A 24,282-nucleotide genomic window follows, 5' to 3' on the forward strand; every position below is an offset into this window, starting at 1 on the left:
AGATCGTCGCGAGCGCGGTCAGATCGTGAGCGCGGTCAGCTCTGCGGTGCGGGCGCGCAGCCGCTCCAGTACGCCGTCCGGCACCGCCGCCGTTTCCTGGATGTCGGCGGGCACAGCGTTCGGCGGCAGGGCTGCGGGGAGGATGACTTCGTCGTCGCCCAGCACGATGCCCCGGTCGTTAAGCGCGGGACTGAACTTCATCAAGGTCAGCCTGCTGACCGGCGCCGCGCACAGCCGTTCGATCGCCGCCGTCAGCTCGTCCGGCTGGATGAGCGGCGCCTGCGCTCTGACCACCGCGTTCCGTTCGCGCCCGGTGGGCGCGTTGTTGAAGCAGTAGCCCAGGTTCAGCACCTTGCCCTCAGCACCGTAGCGGCGTCGCACCGTCAGTGCGAAGGAATCGAGGAACGTGCAGGCGGCCGCATAGTTCGCCTGCTTGATGGCTCTCAGATAGGAGTTGATCGAGGACAGGAACAAGGCGAAATCGAGCGACTCACCGCCGAACACCTGCATGCACCGAACGCTCGCGTCGACCTTGCCGCGCAGCACGTCCTCGAACTGCGCCTCGCTCATCCGGGCCAGACTCGCCCCCTCGAACACGAGGCCCGAGTGGATGACGCCGTGCACCGCGCCGAACCGCCGTACGATCTCGTCCTTCGCCGCGCGCAGGGACGCGAGGTCGGTGGCGTCGCACCGCAGGTACAGCGGTGCGGGCCCGTCCGCGCCGGCCGCCTGCGCGATGGCGGCTTCGATCCGCGCGTCCTGCGGCCTGCGTCCGAGCCACACCACCTGAGCGCGGTACCGGCGAACCAGGTACGCGCTGATGGCCGTGCCGAGGCCGCCCGCCCCGCCGACGATGACGTACGTGCCGCCCTGCCGCAGCCGGGACGATGTCGGCGCGGCCGGCTCGACAGTCATCAGCCGCTGCTCGTGCCAGCGGCCGTCGCGGCGGATACGCAGGTTGCCGTCCGGGTCTGCGTCCAGGTCGAGCACCGCGGCGAGAGAGGGCGCGCCGTAGTCTTCGACGTCCGCCACCCGCACCCGCCAGTTCGGGTATTCCTTCGCGGTCGACCCCGCCAGACCGGCGACCCCGGCGTGTGTCGGGTCGACGGCCTCGGTCTCATGGACGGGGTGCGCCCGCTCGGTGATCAGAGTGAGCCCCAATGAGCGATCGCCGTACCCTGCGGCCAGAAGCGCCTTCACCGTGCGGAAGGCGTGCAGGGAGCCGCTGGACTGGCTCTCGACGACGCTCGCACCGGACCGGTCGTCGGCGGCCGCAGGCGCAACCCAGATCAGATGGTCCAGTTCCGGGACCGACCGGATGGCCTTCTCCAGGTTGTCGTACGTGCTCTGCGCCGGGTCCGCGATGATGTGCGCGCCCGGGCAGCGCGCGAGGAGAACGTCCCGCGCCTGTCCTGGGGACGCGATGACGCCCACTGACGCGGGACTCTGCGGCCACGGCGCGGATTCCGTCCGCTGATGAAGGGGGGCCGGATCCCACACCGGCAGCAGCGTGACGGCGTCGTCCGCCGGGTCCGGTGTCCGCTCGGTTCGACGGCCCGCGATGCCGCGCAGACGCAGACACACCGTGCCGTCGTCGGTCGCGAGGTCGATGTCGATCCGGTCCGCGCCGCGCGCGTCCTGGGCGCGGCGTACCAGGGCCCACATCGTGGTCGCTCCGGGGGCGAGGACTTCGGCCGACTTGATGGTGAACACCAACCCGACTTGATCGTCGCCGTCGCCGTTGCCGTCGAGCAGTCGCATGCACTGCATCGCCGAGTCCACCAGCGCTGGGTGCGGGGCGGGGCCGTCCATGGTTCCTGGCGCCGCGCCGGGCGGGCGCAGTTGGGCGAGCACCGCGTCTTCGTCGTCACTCCGGTGCACCGCCACGACCCCCTGGAACGTGGGGCCGTAGGCGATACCGCGTTCCCGCCACTCGGCGTAGAACCGGGAGGGGTCGAACGCGGTGGGCCGGAACTCCCGGAGCATTGCGGGCAGATCGAGCGCCTGCGCTGCGGTCGTCGGCGCGGCGGTCGTGGCGGTTGTGGCGGACACTTCGCCCTGGCAGTGGAGAACGGGCTCGTCGTCTCCGGCGGGCTCCGTGGAGGACACCGTGAAACGGGTGGCGTCGCCGTCCGCGCGGAGATCCACTCGCAGTGTGCGCGGTGCGCCCGGGACCGCGAGGGGCCGCAGGAAGACGATGTCGTCCAGGCGCACCGCGTCACTCGGGGTCCGGCTTGCCGCCGCCGCTGCCCATTGCAGATACATGGCGCCCGGGGCGATTCCGGTTCCCTGGACTTGGTGTTCACGCAGGTAGAACTCGTCGCCGGTGAGGACTGCCTCGTCGTGCTGCGGTGCGTCGTGCTGCGGTCCGTTGTTGTGCTGCGGATTGTCGTTCGCCGTCGCGCGGGTCGGCAGCGCGTAGCGTTCCCGCTCGAAGGGGTAGCCCGGCAGCGGGACGCGGCGATAGCGGCGGTCGCGGAACAACTCGGCGAAATCCGGTGACCCCCCGTCGAGGAACTGTCGGGCCAGCGCCTGCAATCCGGCGTCCGCGCTCTGCACCGGATCGTCGTCCTGCCCGGAGAGCCAGGCAGTGCACTGGTTCTCCAGTTCCGCGAGATCCCGGACCACGCACGCCCATCGATGCCGCAGGTGCCTGCGGCCGAGCAGGAGTGTGTGGCTCACCTCGCCGATGCCGAGGTCCGGGTGCTCGCGGCAGTGGCGCGCGAGCTGGTCCACCTGCTCGCGCAAGGCGTGCTCCGTCGCCGCGGACAGCGCGATCAAACGGGGCCCGTCCTGTCCGCTCCGCGGTGGCGTGGGCGGCTGCGATGCCTGCTCGATGACGGCGTGGGCGTTGGTTCCGCTCGCGCCGAGCGACGTGACGGCGGCGCGCCGCTTGCCGCCTTCCGGCACGTCCCACCGCCTCGGCTCCGTATGCACGAAGAACGGGCTGCCGTCCAACGTCACACTGGAGTTCGTCTCCGTGTGGTGGGGCAGACCAGGGATCACCTCATGCCTCAGCGCAAGGAGTGCCTTGATGACGCCGATCACGCCGGCCGCTGCCTGCGCGTGGCCGATGGATGCCTTCGTCGAACCGAGCGAGCAGAACCCCTCGGCGTCGGTGAAGCCGCGGAACGCGCGATCGAGCGCCCGGAACTCGACGGGGTCGCCGAGCTTGGTTCCGGTGCCGTGCGCCTCGACCAACCCGATCCCCGCCGGGTCGATGTCGAAGTCCTGGTAGATCTGCCGGATCAGCCGTTCCTGTGAGGTGCCGTTCGGCGCGACGATCCCGTTCGTGGTGCCGTTGTGGTTGATCCCGATTCCGCGGATCACGCCGTGGATGTGGTCGCCGTCCGCCTCGGCGTCCGAGAGCCGTTTGAGGATCAGGGCGCCGACGCCCTCGGCAGGCACGAATCCGTCGGCCGCCTGGTCGAAGGAGCGGCACCGGCCCGTCGGGGAGAGCATCCCGGCCCGCGACGCCGCCAGGTACAGCCGCGGCGAGTTCTGGACGTAGACCCCGCCCGCGATCGCCGAGGTGACCTCGCCCGCCCACAGCGCCTGGCACGCCAGGTAGAGGGAGACCAGCGAGCTGGAGCATGCGGTGTCGACCGCGATCGCCGGGCCGTGCAGGTCCAGGTAGTACGCGATGCGGGACGGCACGAGCGAGTTCATGTTGCCCCACAGCGCCTGGCCCGGGTAGTCGGACGGCCCCGTCATGTCCAGGTAGTCGCCCGCGGCGCAGCCCACGTAGATGCCGCACCGGTCGCGGTCGAGCGACTCGCCCGCGTGGCCCGCGTCCTCGAGCGCGCGCCACGCTTCCTGGAGGAACAGCCGCTGCTGCGGCTCCATGTAGAGGGCCTCCGCGCCGGAGATCCCGAAGAAGAGCGGGTCGAACTCGTGGACGCCGTCCAGGAGACCGCCGTCCAGGCAGACGCTGCCCAGCGATGCGAGATCCCAACGAGACACCTTCGAGACGGCGTCCCGGCCGGACGACAACAGGTTCCAGAACTCGTCGACGTCCCTGGCGCCCGGGAACCGACCACTCATCCCGACGATGGCGACGGGCTCGCGGCCACGGTCGGGGATCTGGGCCGACTTGGCCGACTTGGACGGCTTGGAGGGGCTGGAGGACCTGGAGGGCCTGGACGGCTTAGATGGCTTGGATGGCTCGGTCGACTCAGACAGTGCGGGCGGCACGGTCGGCGCGGGCGGCGCGCTCGGCTCGGTCCGTGCGGTCTGCACGGTCGACCCGGTCGACGCAGACTGCGCGGTCGGCACAGTCAGCACGGTTCGCGCGCTGTGCTGGGTCCGCACGGTCGGCTCGGTCGGCGAGGACTGCCCGGGCGGCGCGGTCGGCCCAGTCGGCGAAGACTGCCTGGTCGGCTCGGTCGGCCCGGTCGGCCCGGTCGGCCCGGTCGGCCCGGTCGGCCCGGTCGGCGAAGACTGCGCGATCGGCGCAGTCAGCACGGTCTGCGCGCTGCGCTGGGTCCGCGCGGTCGGCCCGGTCCGCGCGCTCGGCTCGGTCGGTCCGGTCGGCCCAGTCGGCTCGGTCAGCCCAGTCGGCTCGGTCAGCCCGATCGGCCCAGTCGGCGCAGGCTGCCCAGCCCGCGCCGTCGTCGGGGACGGCTCGTTCGACGCAGACCGCCCGGTCGCCGCAGACAGTTCGGGTCCCAGGGACCGCCCGGCCGACGCGGACAACTCAGGTGCCCCAGACAGCCCGGGTGCCGCAACCGGCTCAGGCGCCACAGCCACAACGGCGGCGCCCTCCTCTTCCACGATGAACCTCGTCAGCCGCCTGACCGACGGGTTCTCGAACAGCACGCTCGGATCGAGGTCGGTGCCCAGCGACTCGTTGAGCCGGTGCACCAGGGAGACGCCGGTGAGCGAGTCCAGTCCGTAGTCGGCGAAGGGCTTGTCGGCCGTGAGATCGTCCGCGCTCAGTTTCAGCGTTTCGGCGAGGATCCGCTCAACGGCCGCGCGGACGTGCTCCTCGATCGAAGCGGGCTCGGCAGGCCGCGGATCCCGGCGCGGAACGGACGACCCGGCCCGCGCAAGCAGCACCTGCTGGCCCAGCTCGCGGGCGGGCTCCGCCAACAGTTCGACCGTGTCGAACCCGCACTCCCGCAACACTTCGCGCCACGAGTCCGAGGACAGCGCGGGTCCGCCTGGGATACGCCTTCCGTCCGTGGGCCGCCACCAGCCTTCGAGGAGCCCGAAGGTCAGGTGGGACCACCAGTCGTTCCGGGCGAGTTCGTTGAGTACAAGGACTCCGCCGGGCCGCAGCAGCGCTCTGGCATGACGCACTGCCTGCACGATGTCCTTCGTGGCGTGCAGAACGTTGTTGGCGATGACGATGTCGTAGTGACCCGCGACCAGCCCCTGTGCGCCGGGCTCCCGCTCCACGTCGAAGATCGCGAAGGACACGTACGGCACCTGGCCGGCGAACCGCCGCTCCGCATCGATCAGGAACGCCTTCGAGACGTCCGTGTAGCGGTACTCGGCGACATCGCGGCCCGCCAGTTGGGCGAAAACGCGCTCGCTGGTGCTGCCTGTGCCTGCTCCGATCTCCAGCAGCCGGACCCCGTCCTGGCGGCGGGCGTCCACCTCCGCACGCACCGCGTCGGCCGTCACGTCGTTGAAGTAGTCGGCCGTAGGGTTCCCCCGGTACGCCGCTTCGACCAGCTCGAACGAGCCGCCGGGGAACATGACCGCCGTGGCCTTCGTCCGCCCGGACAGGATCGCGGGCAGGGCCTCGATCATGCGCTCGATCAGGCCGGTCTTGGCCGCCAGCTCCGGATCTTCGGCATGGGCGTCCGTCCACGCACGCCAGGCGCGCCACGCCTGTTCGAGATCTGGCGCACCCTTCCTGGGCGCCACTAACGCGCCCTCGTGCACGAGTTCTCCGTGATGCAGCAGCACGGTCACCGTACGGTCGAGCCACTGAACGAAGGACGGCGTGATCCTCTGCCGGATCACGTCACTCAAATCACCCAGCTCACTCTGATCACTCAGCTCACTCAGATCACTCAGGTCACGACGAACGGGCGCGTCGAAGAGTCCCGCCGCCACGAGCTGTGCGAGCACGAGCGGGCGCGAAACGCTGTCCATCTCCTCCGTCGCGGACGTGCGACCGGCCAGGAACGCATCGACGCTCTCGGGCCCGGCCGCGGCCACGAGCAACGATGCCGCGTCGAACAGTTCGGCGGCCCGGGAACCCGACACCGGCACCGGCACCGGCACCGGCACCGCCTCGGCAGTCGGCCAGAACCGTTTCCCGGCGAACGGATACGTCGGCAGGCTGACCCGTACCGGCGGGTTCGCACCGTGGTAAGCGCGCCAATCGACATCGACGCCGTTGACCCACAGGGGCGCGATCTTGTCCCACTCCCCGTGTTCGACCCACCTGGCGACCAGGTCTCGTAGCTCCCCGGGTCGGTCGAAGAGGTCGAGCAGCTTGTCCTCGGGCCGTCGGGCCGTACCTTCGAAGACCGTTCCGGGCGCCCCGTGCTCGACGTACTCCTGAACCGTCGCGATCAGCTCGTCGACGTCGGCCGCGACGAAGACCACGCGTTCGGCCATCGCCCGCCGCCCGACCTGGAGCGTGTACGCGAGCGACGCCAGGTCACCGTGCGCGTCCCGGTATCCCGGAAGGAACGCCAGAAGCTGCCGCACGAGGACGCCGAGCCGCTCCTTGTCGCGGGCCGAGAGGACCACCGCCTGAGGCCCGGGGCGTCCGGCGGCCCGCGCGTCGACCGGCGCCTGTTCCAGTACCGCGTGCGCGTTGGTGCCGCCGATCCCGAAGGAGCTGAGCCCCGCCCGTGCGGGCTCGTCGCCGTCCAGCGGCAGATTCCGGTCGGCCACGAAGAACGGCGACTCGTCCCAGTCGATCTCCGAGCTGGGCACGTCGCAGTGCAGGGTCCGCGGAACCTCGCCGTGCCGCAAGGACAGGGCCACCTTGATGAGTCCTGCGATCCCCGCGGCCGCGTCCAGGTGGCCGATGTTGCTCTTCACCGAGCCGATGGCGCAGTACTGGCTGCGTGCCGTGTAGTGCCGGTACGCCTCGGTCAAGGCGGCGACCTCGATGGGGTCGCCGAGTCTCGTGCCCGTGCCGTGCGCCTCGACGTAGCTGATCGTCGACGGGTCCGTGCCCGCCTTGTCCAGCGCCTTGCGGATCACCTCGGTCTGGCCGCGCACACCGGGCGCGTAGAACCCTGCTTTGTCGCCGCCGTCGTTGTTCACCGCGATGCCGCGGATCAGGCAGTAGATGTGATCGCCGTCAGCAATCGCCTCGGCGGCACGCTTGAGGACGACCACCCCGACACCTTCACCGCCGGACATGCCGTCGGCGCCGTCGGCGAACGCGCGGCTGCGCCCGTCGCTCGAGAAGTTCAGGCCCGGCTGGTGCACGTATCCCAGCTCTCCCGAGGAGAACAGGCTGGCCGCGCCGACGATCGCCTGGTCGGCATCGCCGGCCAGGAGCCCCTGGCAGGCGACGTGCACCGCGCTCAGCGCCGAGGAGCAGTTGGTGCTCACCGCCATGCTGGGGCCACGCAGCCCCAGCTTCGTGGAGATCATCGTGGGCACGGTGCCGCCTTGCGCGAACAGCCAGGCGGCGTAGGTCTCCGAGCTCGCCAGGACCCGCGGGCCCGACGCGTTCGCCATCAGCGCTGGGAGCAGGGCTTGGTAGAAGTTCGTACTCGTGGACGTGGTGACGCTGGTCTCGGGAACGTCCTCCGGGCGGTATCCGGCATCCTCCAGCGCCTGCCACGCGTGCTGCAACAACAAGCGCGCCTGTGGGTCCATGAACTCGGCGTCACGGGGAGAGATGTCGAAGAACGCCGCGTCGAACTCCGCCCTGCCGTCCACGACCGACCGCTGCGGCACATATCCGGGTCGGCTGATCAGCTCCTCCGGCACCCCGAGCGCGCGCAGTTCCTCGACCGACCATGACGTGCCGCCGCTGCGTCCCTCCACGAGCGCGGACCAGAACGCGCGGTGGTCCATGGCGCCCGGGAACCGGCAGGACATGCCGATCACCGCGATCGCATCATCGAGCCGGGGGTCATCGGCCGCTGGAGTGGCACGGCGCGGACCAGGCTGCCGCAAGGGCTGCTCGACCGGCTGCGCCGCAGGTGCCTGCTCAGCAGGCAGCAGCCCCGTCAGGTGCCGGGCCATCGCCGCGACGGACGGGTGCGCGAAAAGGCTAGTGGGTCGCACCGAGCAGCCGAACTCGCGGTTGATCCGCTCCACCGCTTCGATGGCCGCGAACGAGTCGCCGCCGATGTCGAAGAAGCCCGCGGCACGATCGATGTCGCGCGAGCCGAGCACCTCCTCGAAGATCCCGCGCACGGTCCGCTCGACGTCGGGCGCGGCCGCCGGACTTTCGGCGGCCGGGTTGTCTGTCACCGGGGTGTCGGCGGCCGGGGGCGGCACCGTCCGAGCCGCCTCGGCCAGCTTCGCCCGATCGACCTTGCCGTGCGCCGTGAGCGGAAAGGCGTCCAGGGCCACGAACGCGGCGGGCACCGTGTAGGCGGGAAGGGTCTTGGCAAGCTCCGCACGCAACAACGCAACGTCGACCGGCGCGCCCCCGTTCCCGTCCCCGGTGTAATGCACCGTGTTCCCGGTGTAATAGGCCGTGAGCCTGTCCGACAACCCGGCCTGCTTTTCGAGTAGAACGACGCTTCGGCCGATCTCCGGACGGGCATTGAGCACCGCCTCGATCTCGCCGAGTTCGATGCGATGACCGCGCAGTTTGACCTGGTTGTCCATCCGGCCCAGGACGACGATCTCGCCGTTCGGCAGTCGGCGCGCGAGGTCACCGGTGCGGTACAGCCGTCCGGGCGCGAACGGGTTGTCCAGGAAGCGCTCGGCCGTCAGCTCCGGCTTCCGGTGGTACCCCAGGGCGACCCCGGCGCCCGCGATGTGCAGCTCACCGGTCACGCCGACAGGCAGGGGACTCATGTTCTGGTCGAGGACGTACAGCTGGGTGTTGGCGATGGGGCTGCCGATGGTCACCGGCTCCTCACGGCGCAGCCGCTTGGCCGCGGACCAGATGGTCGTCTCGGTGGGCCCGTACAGGTTCCAGGCCTCGCCGCGCGCCACGAGCTGATCCTTCAGGCTGTCGGACAACGCGTCGCCGCCGCACAGCACCTTGACGCCCTCGGTGTTCCGCCACCCGACGCGCACCAGCATGGCCCAGGTCGCCGGAGTGGCCTGCATGACGGTGGGCCGCCAGCCAGCGATCTTGTCGGCCAGCAAGGTGGCATCGGCGGCCGTGTCCGCTTCACAGACGCAGACCTGCCCGCCGGTGATCAGCGGAAGGTAGAGCTCCAAGGCGGCGATGTCGAAGCTGTGCGGGGTGACGGCCAACAGCCGGTCATGGGACGCCACGTCCAGCGTGCGCGCCATGGCGAGCAGGAAATTGGTGAGCGCCGCGTGCGGAACCACGACGCCCTTGGGCTTACCTGTGCTGCCCGAGGTGTAGATGATGTAGGCGGCTGAAGATGTCGAGGCACGCGAGTCCGGCGCATGGCCGGCCGTCCCCCCAGCCGCTGCCCGTGCCCCTGCCCCTGCCCCTGCCCCTGCCTGGGCGACTTCATCATCCTGGCGGCGATCCGTCAGATACAGCCTCGCTTTCCGCGACCCCATGGCGGCGAGCCTGTCCATCACCGCCCCATGGCAGAGGACGAGTTGTGCGCCGCTGTCCTCGACCATGTAGGAGAGGCGTTCGGTCGGCAGTCGGCTGTCCAGGGGCAGATACACCGCGCCGAGCTTCATGACGGCGAGGAGGGCCACGACAAGGTCGGGCGACCGTTCGTAGCAGACCCCTACGACGTCCCCGGGGCCGACACCTTGACGGGGAAGCGCCCGCGCCAACGCCGCACTGCGCTCCGCGAGGTCGCGATAGGTGAGAGTCCGCTCCCCGCAGGTGACCGCCGGGGCGTCCGGGTTCGCCTCCGCCTGCTCCGCGAAGAGATCCCAGCACGTCCTATGCGCGGGAAAGTCGACCTCGGTGCGGTTCCATTCCTCGGTGAGGAGGCGCCGCTCCTCACCGCCAAGCAGGTCCAGATTCCCTATCGGCGACCGCCCGTCCGAGTCGAGAATGCTGCCCACCAGGGTGGCGAAGTGTTCCGCCATGCCCGCGACGGCGTCGGCCGAGAAGGCGTCGGGATGGTATTTCCAGTTCACCAGAAACCCGTCACCGGGAGCCACGTCCACCGTGAGATCGTATTCACCGAGCTGATACAGCCCGTCAACGAGCTCGAACTCCGTCTCGCCGGTGGCGCAAGCCCGCTCGCCCAGATATCCGGAGAGAGCGGAATCCTGATAGTTGTACACGACCTGATAAAGAGGCGACCGCGGATTCACGCCCCGGGCACCGAGATCGTCGACGATCCGGTGGAACGGGTAGCTCCCGTGCTCAAGCACTTCGAGCACCGTGGACCGTATGCGCCGGGCGAACGAGAGAAATTCTTCGGAGGCGTTGGGCCTGCTCCGGACGGGCAGCGTGTTGACGAAGCAGCCCACGATCGGGTCGAACTGCTCCATCGGACGCCCGGCCACCGGCATCCCGATGACGAGGTCCTCGCTTCCGGTGTATCGGTGCAGCAAGGTCAGAAAGGCCGCCAGGAAGAAGATGCCTGGGCTGATCTCGTGCGATGCGGTGAAGGCCGCGACGGCGTCGGCCTGCTCTTTCGACAGCCGACTGGTGTGCACCTCGCCTAAATGGGGCGCGTCCGGCTCCAAAGCCACCTGCGAGGGCAACCCCGTGAGAACACCCGCGCCGTCGAGCTCCCGCACCCAGAACTCACGATCCTCCTCGGCGCGCTCACCGGCGAGTACGTCCCTCTCCCACGCGACGAACTCCCCGAACGAGGCGGAGCCCACCTCGACCGGCACATCCCGCCCCTGGACCCGAGCCCGGTACGAACTCAACAGGGTGTCGACGACGAGACGCCCCGACACCCCATCGATCACGAGGTGATGAACGACCAGCAGAACGTACGCCTCGGACGCGGAGCGACGCAGGACAGCCAGCCTGGTCAAGGGCCCCCCGCCCACCTCGAACGGCCGCCGAGCCCTCTCCTTCAGATAATCCAGCACTCGATCGGACGGCACATCGGAGATGTCCACGTACTCGACGGAGAAGCCATCCACATCTCCATGGGACAGACGCGGCCCGTCATCGGTCTCGCGCACCGTGGCCGAGAGGAGCGGATGCCGGAAAAGCGTGTCGCGGAATGCGGCCTGAAGCGCCTCGGTATCCACGTCCGGAAACGAAAGGCACACCGGAACGTTGTACGCGTACGTCCCCGGCTCCATTTTGGCGAGCGCCCACAAACCGCGCTGCCCCTCGGACAAAGGGATGTCCAGACGCCTGCCGAGTTCCCCCAGCGCCTCGGTCGTCGATATCTCGCCGTCGGCATACATGCGAGCGAGCGCGCGAAGGCTCATACCGAACTCCTTCCTGCCACGTCACCTGGACGTGACGCCACGTCAGGGAAACGCAGATGAACGCAAGGAGTCCACCCAAGCCCACACGAAACGGGCTTCGCATTGCTTACGGATACCACTCGTGCCCCCCGACCACGACAGTTCTGCGAGCATCATGGTTGAACAGCGCACCCCTGTACAGGCCGCCTCCCCTACGGCTCCCGCAGCGGGCCGGCGCTCAATGAACGGGACGCGAACGTCGCGGGATGCACGCCGAAATGGCGTCCCCGGCACAGCACTTGAGGCACCGCGTTGCCCACCCCGCGCACGGGCGCTCTACCCTGATCACATGCCAGAGCGCGAAGGCGTGATACGAGCAGTCAGCGACCTCCACGTCTCATACGCCGAGAACCGGTCGCTGGTGGCCGAGTTGAAGCCGACGTCGCCCGACGACTGGCTGATCGTCGCGGGTGACGTGGGTGAACTGATGACGGACATCGAGTGGGTCCTGACCCTGCTGCGAGAGCGCTTCGCACGGGTGATCTGGGTTCCCGGCAACCACGAACTGTGGACCGTCAAGCAGGAGACCAGCCCGCTGCGTGGAGTTCACCGCTACGAAGCACTGGTGCAGCTCTGCCGCCGCCTCGACGTCATCACCCCCGAGGACCCCTACCCCGTGTGGCACGGAGCGGGCGGCCCGGTACGTATCGCCCCTCTCTTCCTCCTGTACGACTACACGTTCCTGGCCCCGGGCACCACGACGCGCGAGGAATCCCTGGAGAAGGCCTACGAGGCCGGCATCGTGTGCACCGACGAGTTCTTCCTCCACCCGGACCCCTACCCGACCCGGCAGGACTGGTGCGCGGCGCGCGTCGAGGAGAGCGAACGGCGACTGACCGACGTCTCCGGCCCCGGCCAGCCACCGCTGATCCTGGTCAACCACTGGCCACTGGTGCGTCGGCCCACTGAGGTGATGACCCACCAGGAGTTCGCGCAGTGGTGCGGAACCGTGCGCACGGCCGACTGGCACACCCGCTTCGACGTACGGTCCGTCGTGTACGGGCATCTGCACATCCCCCGCAGCACCGTCTACGACGGCGTGCCCTTCGAGGAAGTGTCCCTCGGCTACCCACGAGAATGGCGCCGCTTCGGCCTGCGCACCGACTTGGCCCGACAAATCCTGCCCCGGGCAACGGCCACGCAAGCCACCCCATAACCAAATCACCGCTGCCCGCCGCCGCACGGGCCACGCAGTCCTCCAGCCACCGGACCGACATCCCCCGCTCCAGCAGAAAGAGGCACTCGCCGCGCGGGCCATAACCCAACGACGCACCGAGTCCCCGACGCCCCCACCGCACTCGTCGTCCCCCCGCTTCGCTACTCCTGGACGAACGGGGTACCCCGTGCCGGCCACCCAGCACCATCGGCAGCATGACCCACTCCGCCGCATACAGCGCCGGGACTTTGGCCCACGCCCGTCATATCCCCACCATCGGTATCGACGCTGAGCCGATGTTCCCCTTACCAGCGGAGGCCCGGGGCGCCGGGCCGCTAGGGACGACCCCGTAGTGAGGACCGTCAGCGTGGAAAAGGCCTGACGCCGAGTCGGTCCACCGCCCAGTCGGGAGGCGGGCGGGTACCACTTATGCCCCTTCAGCCGAACGGCGGATTCGCGCCGGGTGCGGAGATCTTGCTGCGGCGATGCGCGTACGGGAGCACGCATGCACGCTCAGTCACAAAAGGATCAGGCTGCCACATAGGGGCGCCTGCACAGGGCGACGGCCGTGAGGTGCCCTGGTTCACCACCGCGAGGTGGGCGGTTCAACACGCGTCAAGGACGCCGACACCACATTGAGCTTCGCACTCGAGCCTGACCCTCAAACTGGGCTCCCCGAAGTGAGTCGTTTCCCCTGTCCGCAGTCGCGGCCCTGCACGACCCCCGCGGTCCGGCCCCGCTACGACCGATGTCGGGCCACGGGGCATACTCACACCGTTCGTCGGGCTCGGTCCGATGCAGAGCAAGCGCCTCAACCCCATACAGGACGGGTTTCAGGTGATGCCGCGAGGCGTCGCCGCCGATTCCGTCACTTCAGCGGGTCCTGTGCCGGTACTCGGCCCTTCTTCCCCTCGACGGCGTATCGCTGGCGCTGCAACGCATCGCGTTCGCTGTCGGGGATGATCATCGACTCGGCGAGCACGCCGGCGAGCGCGTCCACATGCGCGTTGTCGGTGCCGGGAGGAAACAGCCATCGGATGTTCTCGTCGCGCGTGATCAAGTCGATGGACGATCGCGCACCCTTGCTGGGTGTGGTGGCTGCACGGACGTATCGGACTTGGTCGAGCGGGATGTCCTGACGGGTTTCGCCGTGTCCGAGGAACGCGTTTGTCCTGGCCGTGATGATGCGGTGATCCGTGATAGCAACCATGGCCGTTGTCACGGCCTTGTCCCTCGCCGCGGCCAGTTTCCCTTTCGCTCCGCCGACGATCGCGGCGATCGGGACGAGGGCTTCGGCTTGCTCGGGGAAACCGATGACTCGGAGCGTCTCGTCGTTCGCGAGAGACCATCGCAGGACGCGAAGGTACGGCTCGAGATCAAGCGCTTGGGGTGCGCAGACCACGTTGGGGGTTCCGATTTGTGGCACCGGCGGTCGAAGAGCGTCGGCAAGAGGCTCGACCGCTTCCAGAAGACGGGCGGCGATCTCACGCGTTGCCTTCGCGTCCTTGCGCTTCCCCGGCAATGACAGCGTTTCGCGTCCGGGAAGCTCGGCGAGGATGTGGAGCTCTCGCGTCAGGGCGTCGACGAGGCGCGTCGTGTCGGCGAGAGCCGAGTCGAGTTCGGCGCGGGTATCACGCACGATGACCTCGACGAGCCGCGCCTCGGCCGCGTCACCCTGTCCGGCGTCTCTCGCTTTTCCGACGTGCAGCGCCTTGTATCCGGTCCATGCCTTCAAAGAGTCCAGGAGAGCGAAGGCGTCGAAGACGATCGCCTCCGCATTCGCTTGCAGGTATTCACGGCGGTGACGCGTGTCAGCCCGATCTATCTGCTCCACGTGGTCTTCGACATTGTTCCTGTACAGCTCGAGCTGTTTACGCAAGATCGCGTCACTGCTCGCGACGCTTTCCCACAGGGAGGTGGGAACGGCCTCGATCTCACGTGCTTGATCGACTGCGCGATCGACCGTGGCGACGAGCGCCGACAGTTCGGCCCACTGTTCTTTGCGAACGGTCGACAGCACTTGGCTCGTCAGCGCGATGTTGGTCCTGACAAGACGCGTGACTTCGCTGAGCTGCATCTGCAAGGCGACCATGGCCAGCGCCGGTCCGATCATGGCCACGGTCTGTGCGGCGCTCACCGACGTCGCGGGGATGAAGCGGGCTTGAGCGACGATACGCCCCTGGTACATCACTGTTCCAAGGTTCGCGCCGTCCTTGACGGCGAGCGTTGCACCAGATTTCAGCAGGGCCTGTGTCGCGCCACTGATTCTGAAGATTCCTTGCGCGCTCGCGAACGCGTTCCCAAGGTTGCCCGCCACGGTCGCCGTGTTTCCGATCGAGGCGAGGGCTGTGGAGATCTGCATGCGGTCGGATTTCGACACCAGACCGAAGTCGAGCAGATCGGGCCTGAGTTCCGGAATTTTCTCACCGAAGACGACGGCGACGCCCGGGAGTACCTCTGCGATGACCGTCGATGCGGTCGTTGAAGCGGTGTCCGCGTCGTTCTCCCCGGTTTCCGTTCCCGACGACTCCGAATGGTCCTGCATGCAATATCCTCCCCCGCGAGCGAGCGCACGACCGGACGACACCGACGTGCATCGCCGGATTCTACGGCTCGACGCCGGAAACGCACCGCCCGTCCTGGCACAGCTGTCGCAGCGCCCCGCGCCCTCGGCGAGGTCACCTCCAGACGCACTTCGTAGGCCTCTTGCTGTCGTGGTCGTCGTGGTGCCGCATCCACACTGCGACGTCGATCACTCGCAGCACGCTGACGGTTTCCGGTAGACCGGCATCGCTGCGCAGGCCCGCATACGCACGGTGGAGCGCTTGGTTGTCGGCGCGGAGCACGCTGTGCAGGGCGCACCACCAGGAATCGGGATATCCGGCCGCGCAACCCACAACACTGTCGTAGACGGGCAGGAGTCGAGGACGTTTACGGGCGAGGAGTTTGGCGACCCTCGTCCGACCCAGACCGTGCCGCGCGCGAAGCGCGTCGTACGCGGCATGAGCCGAGGATCCTTGTTGCAGGAGGGAGACATCCGCGTCGGCCAGGTCCAGGTCCGTCGGGACTTCGCTGAGAAGGTTCGACAGATGCGAGCCGAGGGATCCTTCCAGAAGCTCCAGGATGAGCTCCTGCGGCACACGCACCGACAGCCGTTCTACGGCTATGAGGTCATCGGCGGTGAAGCAGTTCGCGGTCTCCGGTCGATCACCGCCTCCCGCGAGATGCTCGAAGCGGCTGCCCGTGTAGGGCACTTCTCCGGGGCCTGGGTCGAGGCCGAAATAGCGACGCAGATGTTGGACGGTCCGTTCCGCGGAGGCGATGTCGTGCAGGCGCTTCAGGAGGTGGTGGTCGGGAGCAGGGCCGGACGTCATGGCGCGAGTCCTTCTCTGTGGTGGGCAGGCGGTAGGGCTTCGCTCACAGTGGTGTTCATCCGTGCTGTCGATGAAGGTGGCGTTCGAGCAGAGCCTCCAACGCGTCGATCCACGCTTCCAGCCGTTCGGCCTGACGTGTTCTCACCTCACACGCGTATCGCTCGCCCGTACTCGTCTGAACGGTCACGGTGAGGCTGTAGCCGAAGGTGCGGATGGTCTGGTCGTAGAGGACCTGGGTGACGTGTGGCCAGGGCAGATCAATGGTGGTGCCGTCCCTGCCGAGGGAGATGCCGCGGCTGTCGGCCACGATTCCGTTCTTGCGGTCCGTGGCCAGGAGCTCCGCTTCCTCCTGATGTTTCGTGTTCGCCGGTGATACGACGGCGGTCGGGATATAGGGAGGCGGCATGGGGGCGGCGGCAACCGGTGCCGTCGGAGCGGCGTGCGGGGCGAGCGCCGGGCTGACGGTCGGCGGGGGCACGACCGGGCCGAGGGGCACGGGCAAGGCCAGAGCCTCCAGCACCTGCTCCGGCGTGGGGCGCTCCGCCGGAGTCTTGGCCAGGCAGGAGGTCACGATCGGCCGCAAAGCGGACGGGACCGCGCTGACGTCGGCGTCGTGGTGCACGGAGCGGTACATCAGCGCCATTGGAGTACCGCCGCCGAAAGCGCTGCCGCCCGCCGCTGCGACCAGAACAGCGCCGAGGGCGAACACGTCGGCGGCACCGGTCACTTCGAGGCCCTCGGCCTGCTCCGGGGCGAGGAAGCCGGGTGTCCCGATGCCGGTGCCCGTCATGGTGAGCCGGGAGTGCTCGACGGCGCGGGCGATGCCGAAGTCGAGCACGCGCGGGCCGTCGGTGGCCATGATGATGTTGCCTGGCTTCAGGTCGCGGTGGACCAGCCCGCACGCGTGGATGGCCTGCAGTGCCTCGGCGAGTGCGGCTCCGAGACCGCGCAGTCGGGCGTCGTCCATAGGCCCCTGTTCGGCGAGCAGTCCGGCCAGGGTCGGTCCGGGAATGTAGGCGGTGGCCAGCCAGGGCCGCTCCGCGTCCGGATCGGCGTCCACCACGGGCGCCGTGTGGAATCCACCCAACCGCCGTGCGGCCTCCACCTCGGCGCGGAACCGCTCCCTGAAGGCGGAGTCCCGGGCCAGTTCGGCGTGCGCCACCTTCACGGCGACCGGCCGCCCACCACGCGACAGGGCCAGATACACGGCCCCCATTCCGCCCTCACCGAGCGCACGCTGCACCATGTACGGACCCACCCGCATACCGACGCCCGGCTGCGCCTCGTCCCCGCTCATGTCGCTGTCCCCTCCCCGGCCCACCAGGCGCAGGGACACGATACGTGGGCGGTGCGCACACCGGACCGGGAATGCGGGTCCGACGTGGGTCTCAGGCGCGGGTGCCCCAGGTCATTGCCAAGGCCCATTCCGGTTGGGCGGTCCGCCCGGGCGCTTGTCCGGGCAGGGCGAAGGCCAGAATGGACGGCACCATGATCCTCCCCGCCGAGCCCGCGCTCGACATCTTCCGCATCGCTCCGGCCTTCGGCGACCGCTACAAGGGGCTGCTGGTCGACGCGCTCCCCCTCATCCGGTGGGAGATCGACAGCAGCGCCCACGCACGGCCCGACAGACTCCTCGCCGAGTGGCACGGAGATCCCGGCGGCACGGTGTCCGGCTACCCCTGCGGACACACGGTCGTGCCGGTCCTCGGCCGGGAGCTGGCTGAGGAGACCCGCGCCGCGTTCGAGCCGTTCGGCACGTACATCCCCGTTCACGCGCCGAACGGCGGCCCGGACGACTTCAGCGCCTACATCCCCGATGTCGTGGCCGACTGCCTCGACCGCGGGAAGTCCTCGGCGCCGACCGCGACCGGCGAGATCGAGCGCGCCGTGTTCGACCCGGACCGGATCCCCCGTGACGCTCCGTGCTTCCGTCTGACGGACAACAGGACCTTCGTCCATTGGAACGGCTGGGCGGCCCGCCTGATTCAGTCCCTCGCCGGCTCCGAGAACGTCGAACTCCGCCTTGTCTGGTCGGCGGACCCTACAGCGAGGCCGCATCCCCGCCCGATGGGTTTCTGACCGGCGGCGCTGTCCGCCTCGATCACTGTGCAGTGCTCCGGGTCAAGTGGGTCCATCTCGCCGGTAGATGGCCCTCACAGGGACCCTTTCGGGCGAGGGCGGCAGTCGGCACACGCAAGGTGCAACAGCTTGTCACGGACGTACTGGAAGCACCGCTTGACGCTGCCGACGCAGCGCGCCCCGAGTCGTGCGAAGATCGTGGGCTCCTCGGCGAAGGCCGTCACCGTGGTGTTGAGGAAGTCGCGCGACCGGCCCATGAGCCCGAGCCGGTGTCGGAGAAGAGTCAGAAGGACCCATGACAGGCCCCCGGGGATCCTTGGCCGAACGCGGTGGCCCGAACGCGACGGGGACCGGGACGTGCCGCCGGTCAGGCGTCGGCGTGCGCCGCGTCACCGGCTCACCGAACACCTGCCCGTCCATGTCCACCGAGCTGCAACCCCGCCCCCCCCAGAGCGCCGCCCGGTTCCGCGCCAGCGCTCGGCGCCCGGCGAGATGTCCGGGGGCAGCCAGAAGGACGGAGCGAAGGCAAGCGGCGCACGTCCGGTAGCCAGGCGTGCGCCCGGCGGCGCTGCCCGTGACCGGCGTCGGACGTACTTAGAGAGGAACAGCAGGCATCTGCCTGGATTCAGGTCGAAACGCTTCTTTGAAGAAGCGCATACCCGACGCTCGAAAACAATGCCGCGCAAAGGCAAGTCCGGGGAGTGTGCACGCATTCCGAGGATGCCAAATTTCTCATATTATCCGAGCTTCTTAAGCGCTCTTGCCCTGGGCTCACGGTCTGCAGCTAGCTAGGTGCTGCGCCCACTTCCTGGCCCGGGGTTGCCGATGAGTCTCGGGCAGACCGACAGCACGCCGGGCAGTCCCGGAGCCGTCGCTCAGGGAGGTGGTCGGAAACCCGCACATTCGGAAACCCGCACATGAGGAGTAGTCATGAAGAAGACCTACGAGGCACCGACGCTCGTCCGGCTCGGCACCTTCCGGAAGGAAACGGGGCTCCTTCAGCGCTCCGGCAACGACCGGCTGATCCTGAGCAAGAACTGACTGAGCGACGGTTCTTGACTCGACGTCATGACTGAACTGCACGAAAGTGCGGGGACGGGCCCCGGCGACGCGCATTTCGCGGTCTTCACCGACCACGCGGACGCGGCCGCCGCGGCCCGCTCCTTCACCCACCCCGGAAGCCGGGTCCTCGCGCATGCGTCGGGCCGGCCCTGGCTGGTCGGCCACTGGCACGCCGACGACATGGTCACGGCGACCGTCGGCGGGGCCGCCGTGGCCGTCGTCGGCTGCTGCCCCGTCGACGCCGACGAACTGCGGCGCCGGGTCGCACGGTTGCGCGATCTCACGGAACTCGACGCACTGGCCCGGTCCCTTCCCGGCAGCTTCCACCTCGTCGGCGCCCTCGACGGACAGATCAGGATGCAGGGCACCGCCTCCGGACTGCGACTCGTCTTCCACGCGGAGATCAATGGCGTACGGGTGGCCGCCACGCGCGCCGACACGCTCGCCGCCGTCCTGGGCCGCGACCCCGACGTGGAAGAGCTGGCCGTAAGGCTGCTGTGGCCCGCCCCGTATCCGCTGTTCGAGACGTCCCTGTGGCGCGCGGTCACCGCCGTTCCTCCGCAGGACGCCGTGGTCGTCACCGCGGACGGGCGCACCGTGCGGCACACCCGGTGGTGGACGCCGCCGGAGCCGGTACGGCCGCTCGCCGAAGCGGCGCCCCTGATCCGCAAGGCGCTGGAGGAGGCCGTCGACGCCCGTACACGGCAGGGCGGCGTGGTCAGCTGCGATCTCTCCGGCGGCCTTGACTCGACCTCTGTCTGCTTCCTCGCGAACCGCTCGCCGGCCCACGTGGTGGCCAGTACCTGGCCGGGACGCGATCCGGCGGACACCGACCTGCACTGGGCCGAACAGGCGATGGGCCACCTCCCGGACGTCGAACAGGTGGTCTGGGACGCCGACGCCTCGCCCCTGGTCTACGAGGATCTGCTCGCCATCGACGACCTCCTCGACGAGCCCACCATCGGCGTTATGGACCGCTCCCGGGTCCTGCACCATCTGCCCGGTCTTGCCGCACGCGGCAGCCGGTTGCATCTGACCGGCATCGGCGGCGACCACGTGGCCTGGTGCTCAGAGGCGTACTACCACCGGCTGCTACGCACCCGCCCGCTGTTCGCCGTACGGCAGCTACGAGGGTTCCGGGCGCTGTGGCAGTGGCCGCTCGCCGGCACGGCCCGCGCTCTCGCCGACTCCCGGCCGTACGGGAAGTGGCTCGCCGACTCCGCCGGACAACTGCGCGGCCCACTTGCCCCGTCCGTCGCGACGGGTCTCGGCTGGGGCATGGCTCCGCGCCTGTTCGACTGGGTGACGCCCGACGCCGAACAGATGGCCCGCCGGGCACTGCTCACGGCGGCGGCGGCGACCTCGCCGCTGCATCCGGACCGTGGTCTGCACACCGACCTGGAACAGATCCGCTCGTGCACCCGCGTCATCCGGCAGTGGGACCGGATGGCGGCCCGCGCCGGTCTGCCGATGGCCTCTCCCTTCCTCGACGACCACGTCATCGAGGAGTGTCTCGCCGTACGTCCGAGCGAGCGCGTCACGCCCTGGGCGTACAAGCCCGTCCTGAGCGCCGCGATGCGCGGGATCGTGCCCGAGACATGTCTGCGGCGGGCCAACAAGGCCACGGCCTCCATGGACGCCTCCAACGGGCTGCGGGAACACCGCGCCGACCTCCTCGCACTGTGGGAGAACTCGCGGCTGGAGGAGCTGGGCCTGGTGAACGGCGCGGAACTGCGCCGCCTCGCCCGGCGGCCCGCCTCTCCGGGGCTGTCCGACGCCATCCTCTACTCCACGATCGCCGCCGAGGTGTGGCTGCGGGGACGCGCCCGCAGCGCCGCCCATGTCCCCCACCCCTGACCACCACAGTCCACGTCAGAAAGGCCCCCACATGCCCCTGCGGTTCGGCGACGACGTCTCCACGGCCGAGACCGACTACGGCACGGTCCTGCTGGACGAACGGGCCGGTGCCTACTGGGAGTTGAATCCGACCGCCACCCTGGTCGTGCGGACGCTGCTCGACGGCGGCGAGGAGTCGGACGCGGCCGCCGCCCTGGTCCGGGAGTTCGACATCGACCAGGCGCAGGCCGTGCGGGACGTCGAGACGCTCGTACGGGAGCTGCGGACCTCGGGGCTCGCCTCATGACGACACCCAGCGCGCTGCAACGACCCACCGGTGTTCCCCTGGCCCGACGCCTGGCCGCCCGCCTCGTCCTGCTCCCCGCCGTCGCCCTCGCCCTCCTGCCGCCCCGCACCATCCGCACCGTACTCGGCATCCTGCGGCGCGGTGCCGCGCCGGCCACCACGGCGCAGGCCCAGAACGCGCGCGACGCCATGTGCGCCGCCAGCCTGCGCTGCGCCGGACCGAAGGGGTGCCTGCCGCGCTCCCTGGGGGCGGCACTGCTGTGTCGGCTCGGCGGAACGTGGCCAACCTGGTGCACAGGCGTACGCGTCGTCCCGCCCTTCACCGCGCACGCCTGGATCGAAGCGGAGGACCGCCCCGTCGGCGAGGGGGTACCGGAGGGCTACTTCGCCCGGCTGGTGGCCGTCGCCCCGCTGTCACGACCGACGGACCGATGACCGGCACGACGGTCGCGAACGGCGGCCGGGCCCGGATCGCCGAGGGAGACAGATCCACCCGGACGGCGGTGGCCACGATGTACCGGCTCACCGCCGGGCACCGGAGCGCCATCGCCGTCGCCACCGTACTGACCCTCGTGGGCTCCGCCCTGGGCCTGGCCCAACCGCTCGTCGCCAAGCACGTCGTGGACGCGAGCGGCCGTGGACAGGTCATCTGGCCGCTCCTTGCACTCCTTGGCGCGCTGTTCGTCACCGAGGCGGCGACGGGAGCCGCCGGGCGCTTCCTTCTGGAGCGGATGGGCGAACGTGTCGTACGACAGCTCCGGCACGGACTGGTGGGGCGGCTGCTCCGCCTTGAGATGAGGGAGTACGACCGCCAGCGGGGCGGCGACCTCATCTCCCGGGTGACGGCCGACACCACCTTGCTGCGGGAGGTCGTGTCGCAGGCCCTCGTCGATCTGGTGACGGGAAGCCTTGTCGCCGCGGGGGCGATCGTCCTCATGGCGTGGCTCGACCCCCTGCTGCTGCTCATGGTCGCCGTCACCGTGGCCGCGGCGGCCCTGGTCGTCGCCTCGCTGCTCAAGCGCATCCGATGCGCGTCGGAACAGATGCAGGACTCGGTCGGTGCCATCGCCGCAGACCTGGAACGCGCCCTCGGTGCGCTGCCGATGGTCCGCGTGCACTGCGCCGAGGAGCGCGAGGCGGCGGGCATCGGCGCACGCGTCGAGGCGGCCTACGGCGCGGGGGTACGCACCGCGAAGATCGCCTCCGTCATGAGCCCCGCTGTCGAACTCGCCGTCCAGGGCTCCTTCCTCATCGTCCTGGTCGTCGGCAGCCTGCGTGTCAACGGCCACGCCGGCTCCCTCGGCGACCTCGTCGCCTTCCTGCTGTACGCCTCGTACCTCGTCCTGCCGCTGTCGTCCGTCTTCCATGCCATGGGCCTCATCCAACGCGGGATGGGCGCCTACCAGCGCATCGACCAGACACTCCGGCTGCCCGCCGAGCCCACCGCACCGCGGACCCCGAGAGCCCCCGTACGCACACGCCCGCCGGCCGGGCCGTCCGACACCCCCGAGCAGCCCGCCCTCACCCTGCGCGACGTCCGCTTCGGCTACCACCCGGACCGGCCGGTCCTCCGCGGGGTCTCGTTCACCGTCGCGCACCGGCAGCACGTCGCCCTGGTGGGCCCTTCCGGAGCCGGCAAGAGCACGTTGTTCGCCCTGGTGTCGAGGTTCTACGAGCCGGACGCGGGCCACGTGCTCTTCGACGGGCGGCCCGCGACCGAACTCACCCGCGCCGCATGCCGCCGACGCATCGCGGTCGTCGACCAGAACGCGCACGTCGTCCGCGGCACCCTGCGCGACAACATCACCTACGCCGTGCCCGACGCCCCAGAAGCGGAGATCCGGCGCGTCATGGAACTGGCCCGCCTCGAAGAAGTCGTCGACCGGCTGCCCGGCGGGCTGACCGCCGTCATCGGTGAACGCGGCAGCACCCTCTCCGGCGGCGAACGCCAACGTGTCGCCCTCGCCCGCGCGTTGCTGGCCCGCCCCACGCTGCTCCTGCTGGACGAACCCACCTCCCACCTCGACGCGATCAACGAGTCGGCGCTCACCGCCGTCATGAAGGATGCCGCCCAGGAGTGCGCTCTGCTGGTCATCGCACACCGCCTGTCCACCGTGCAGCACGCCGACCACATCATCGTGCTGCACAACGGCCGCACCGCCGCCGGCGGCCGCCACGAGGAGCTACTGGCCGACAGCGCCCTCTACCGCGAACTGGCCGCGAGCCAGATGCTCAGGCCTGGCGTGCACCCCGGAAGCGGCAACCGAGCGGGGGCATCGGGGTGAAGCCGTGCCGTCCTCTCGGCCCGACCGGACCGAGAGCCGGACCACGCACGGGCCAACGGCCCGGCGGTAGCGGACCTGGACATGGTTCCTGCCGGTCAAGCGCGGTGCGGTTGAGCATGATTTTTTTGACACCAGAAATCTCCGGCACCCCTGCCTCGCGGACTTCCCCATCAGGCCAGCTGGCCAGCGACGCGAATCACCTGACGCTCCATCTGAACAAGCGTCAAATGAGCGCCGCGAGCGTCGTTTAAGCGTCATGGCGGCCGAGCTCCTAGCTTCGTGGCACGACGTTCTGAGGACTCGCTTGCAACCGTGACGAGTGCTAGGCACTAACCGGAGAACGCGCTGAATGCAGCGTGCGCCGCGACGACATCGCACAGCAGCCGCTCCCGAGAACCGGCATACTCCCGCCGGAATCGGAACTCCGGTCAAAATTGTGCGCGCCCATATAATCCGAATCCCAGCCATGTTGTCACCGCTCCCGACCCGCTCCCACTGGGAGCAGCTCCCAGCAGCAGAAAGAGCTCCAGCACATAACCGAAATCCGCCATATGACTGGAGCCGCAGGTCACAAGTCGGGCATGAATGTGAACGCCTGCGCAAGGAATCGAAATGCGCGCACCGTCCCGAGTGGAAGCGAACCGCCAAGGGTACGGCGGGAGCACGCTCCCACTTCCTTAATCCCATATGAGAG

General features: G+C 69.4%; 11 protein-coding genes. 7 read left to right on the top strand and 4 right to left on the bottom strand.

The genetic code is table 11. The features are described from left to right. Positions 1-18 precede the first annotated feature (18 nt). Positions 19-11,451, bottom strand: a complete 11,433-nt coding sequence (locus ABZ877_RS20680) for an amino acid adenylation domain-containing protein (protein WP_361073179.1) — start codon at positions 11,449-11,451, stop codon at positions 19-21. Between the two features lie 328 nt (positions 11,452-11,779). Between ABZ877_RS20680 and ABZ877_RS20685 the strand changes: the two genes are divergently transcribed. Further along, positions 11,780-12,646 carry a metallophosphoesterase gene (locus ABZ877_RS20685; RefSeq protein ID WP_361073182.1) on the top strand — a complete coding sequence of 289 codons (867 nt, stop codon included), beginning with the start codon at positions 11,780-11,782 and terminating at the stop codon, positions 12,644-12,646. Positions 12,647-13,514: 868 nt separating this feature from the next. Here the strand turns inward: ABZ877_RS20685 and ABZ877_RS20690 are convergent. The 3 genes from ABZ877_RS20690 to ABZ877_RS20700 all read right to left on the bottom strand — a co-directional run bounded on the left by ABZ877_RS20690 (position 13,515) and on the right by ABZ877_RS20700 (position 17,317). Next, complete coding sequence (locus ABZ877_RS20690) at positions 13,515-15,191, bottom strand: hypothetical protein (protein ID WP_361073185.1); 1,677 nt, start codon at positions 15,189-15,191, stop codon at positions 13,515-13,517. Positions 15,192-15,324: 133 nt separating this feature from the next. Then, positions 15,325-16,020: a DUF6308 family protein gene (locus ABZ877_RS20695; RefSeq protein ID WP_361073188.1), complete on the bottom strand. Its 696-nt coding sequence runs from the start codon at positions 16,018-16,020 to the stop codon at positions 15,325-15,327. Between the two features lie 55 nt (positions 16,021-16,075). Then, a complete protein-coding gene (locus ABZ877_RS20700; protein WP_361073191.1) occupies positions 16,076-17,317 on the bottom strand; it encodes a serine/threonine-protein kinase in 1,242 nt (413 codons plus the stop codon). A 191-nt stretch (positions 17,318-17,508) separates the two neighbouring features. Here ABZ877_RS20700 and ABZ877_RS20705 point away from each other — a divergent pair, with 191 nt between their 5' ends. The 6 genes from ABZ877_RS20705 to ABZ877_RS20730 all read left to right on the top strand — a co-directional run bounded on the left by ABZ877_RS20705 (position 17,509) and on the right by ABZ877_RS20730 (position 23,588). Beyond that, on the top strand, positions 17,509-18,099 hold the full coding sequence (locus ABZ877_RS20705; protein ID WP_361073194.1) for a hypothetical protein: 591 nt from the start codon (positions 17,509-17,511) through the stop codon (positions 18,097-18,099). 930 nt (positions 18,100-19,029) lie between these two features. Next, on the top strand, positions 19,030-19,140 hold the full coding sequence (locus ABZ877_RS20710; protein WP_361073197.1) for a keywimysin-related RiPP: 111 nt from the start codon (positions 19,030-19,032) through the stop codon (positions 19,138-19,140). A gap of 27 nt (positions 19,141-19,167) precedes the next feature. Continuing rightward, complete coding sequence (locus ABZ877_RS20715) at positions 19,168-21,018, top strand: lasso peptide isopeptide bond-forming cyclase (RefSeq protein WP_361073200.1); 1,851 nt, start codon at positions 19,168-19,170, stop codon at positions 21,016-21,018. Between the two features lie 31 nt (positions 21,019-21,049). Continuing rightward, positions 21,050-21,304, top strand: a complete 255-nt coding sequence (locus tag ABZ877_RS20720) for a lasso peptide biosynthesis PqqD family chaperone (RefSeq protein WP_361073203.1) — start codon at positions 21,050-21,052, stop codon at positions 21,302-21,304. Continuing rightward, positions 21,301-21,738: a lasso peptide biosynthesis B2 protein gene (locus ABZ877_RS20725; RefSeq protein ID WP_361073206.1), complete on the top strand. Its 438-nt coding sequence runs from the start codon at positions 21,301-21,303 to the stop codon at positions 21,736-21,738. Before ABZ877_RS20720 ends, ABZ877_RS20725 begins: the two co-directional genes overlap by 4 nt. Further along, positions 21,735-23,588 (top strand): ABC transporter ATP-binding protein, encoded by a 1,854-nt coding sequence (locus tag ABZ877_RS20730; protein WP_361073209.1) that lies wholly within the window; start codon positions 21,735-21,737, stop codon positions 23,586-23,588. Before ABZ877_RS20725 ends, ABZ877_RS20730 begins: the two co-directional genes overlap by 4 nt. Positions 23,589-24,282 lie beyond the last annotated feature (694 nt).

Source organism: Streptomyces sp. NPDC046939 (assembly GCF_040644575.1).
Lineage (GTDB): Bacteria > Actinomycetota > Actinomycetes > Streptomycetales > Streptomycetaceae > Streptomyces.

What these genes read in the sequence shown, in the direction of transcription:
- ABZ877_RS20680 (WP_361073179.1), bottom strand. Translation starts at nt 11,451, where the DNA reads ATGAGCCTTCGCGCGCTCGCTCGCATGTATGCCGACGGCGAGATATCG.
- ABZ877_RS20685 (WP_361073182.1), top strand. Translation starts at nt 11,780, where the DNA reads ATGCCAGAGCGCGAAGGCGTGATACGAGCAGTCAGCGACCTCCACGTC.
- ABZ877_RS20690 (WP_361073185.1), bottom strand. Translation starts at nt 15,191, where the DNA reads ATGCAGGACCATTCGGAGTCGTCGGGAACGGAAACCGGGGAGAACGAC.
- ABZ877_RS20695 (WP_361073188.1), bottom strand. Translation starts at nt 16,020, where the DNA reads ATGACGTCCGGCCCTGCTCCCGACCACCACCTCCTGAAGCGCCTGCAC.
- ABZ877_RS20700 (WP_361073191.1), bottom strand. Translation starts at nt 17,317, where the DNA reads ATGAGCGGGGACGAGGCGCAGCCGGGCGTCGGTATGCGGGTGGGTCCG.
- ABZ877_RS20705 (WP_361073194.1), top strand. Translation starts at nt 17,509, where the DNA reads ATGATCCTCCCCGCCGAGCCCGCGCTCGACATCTTCCGCATCGCTCCG.
- ABZ877_RS20710 (WP_361073197.1), top strand. Translation starts at nt 19,030, where the DNA reads ATGAAGAAGACCTACGAGGCACCGACGCTCGTCCGGCTCGGCACCTTC.
- ABZ877_RS20715 (WP_361073200.1), top strand. Translation starts at nt 19,168, where the DNA reads ATGACTGAACTGCACGAAAGTGCGGGGACGGGCCCCGGCGACGCGCAT.
- ABZ877_RS20720 (WP_361073203.1), top strand. Translation starts at nt 21,050, where the DNA reads ATGCCCCTGCGGTTCGGCGACGACGTCTCCACGGCCGAGACCGACTAC.
- ABZ877_RS20725 (WP_361073206.1), top strand. Translation starts at nt 21,301, where the DNA reads ATGACGACACCCAGCGCGCTGCAACGACCCACCGGTGTTCCCCTGGCC.
- ABZ877_RS20730 (WP_361073209.1), top strand. Translation starts at nt 21,735, where the DNA reads ATGACCGGCACGACGGTCGCGAACGGCGGCCGGGCCCGGATCGCCGAG.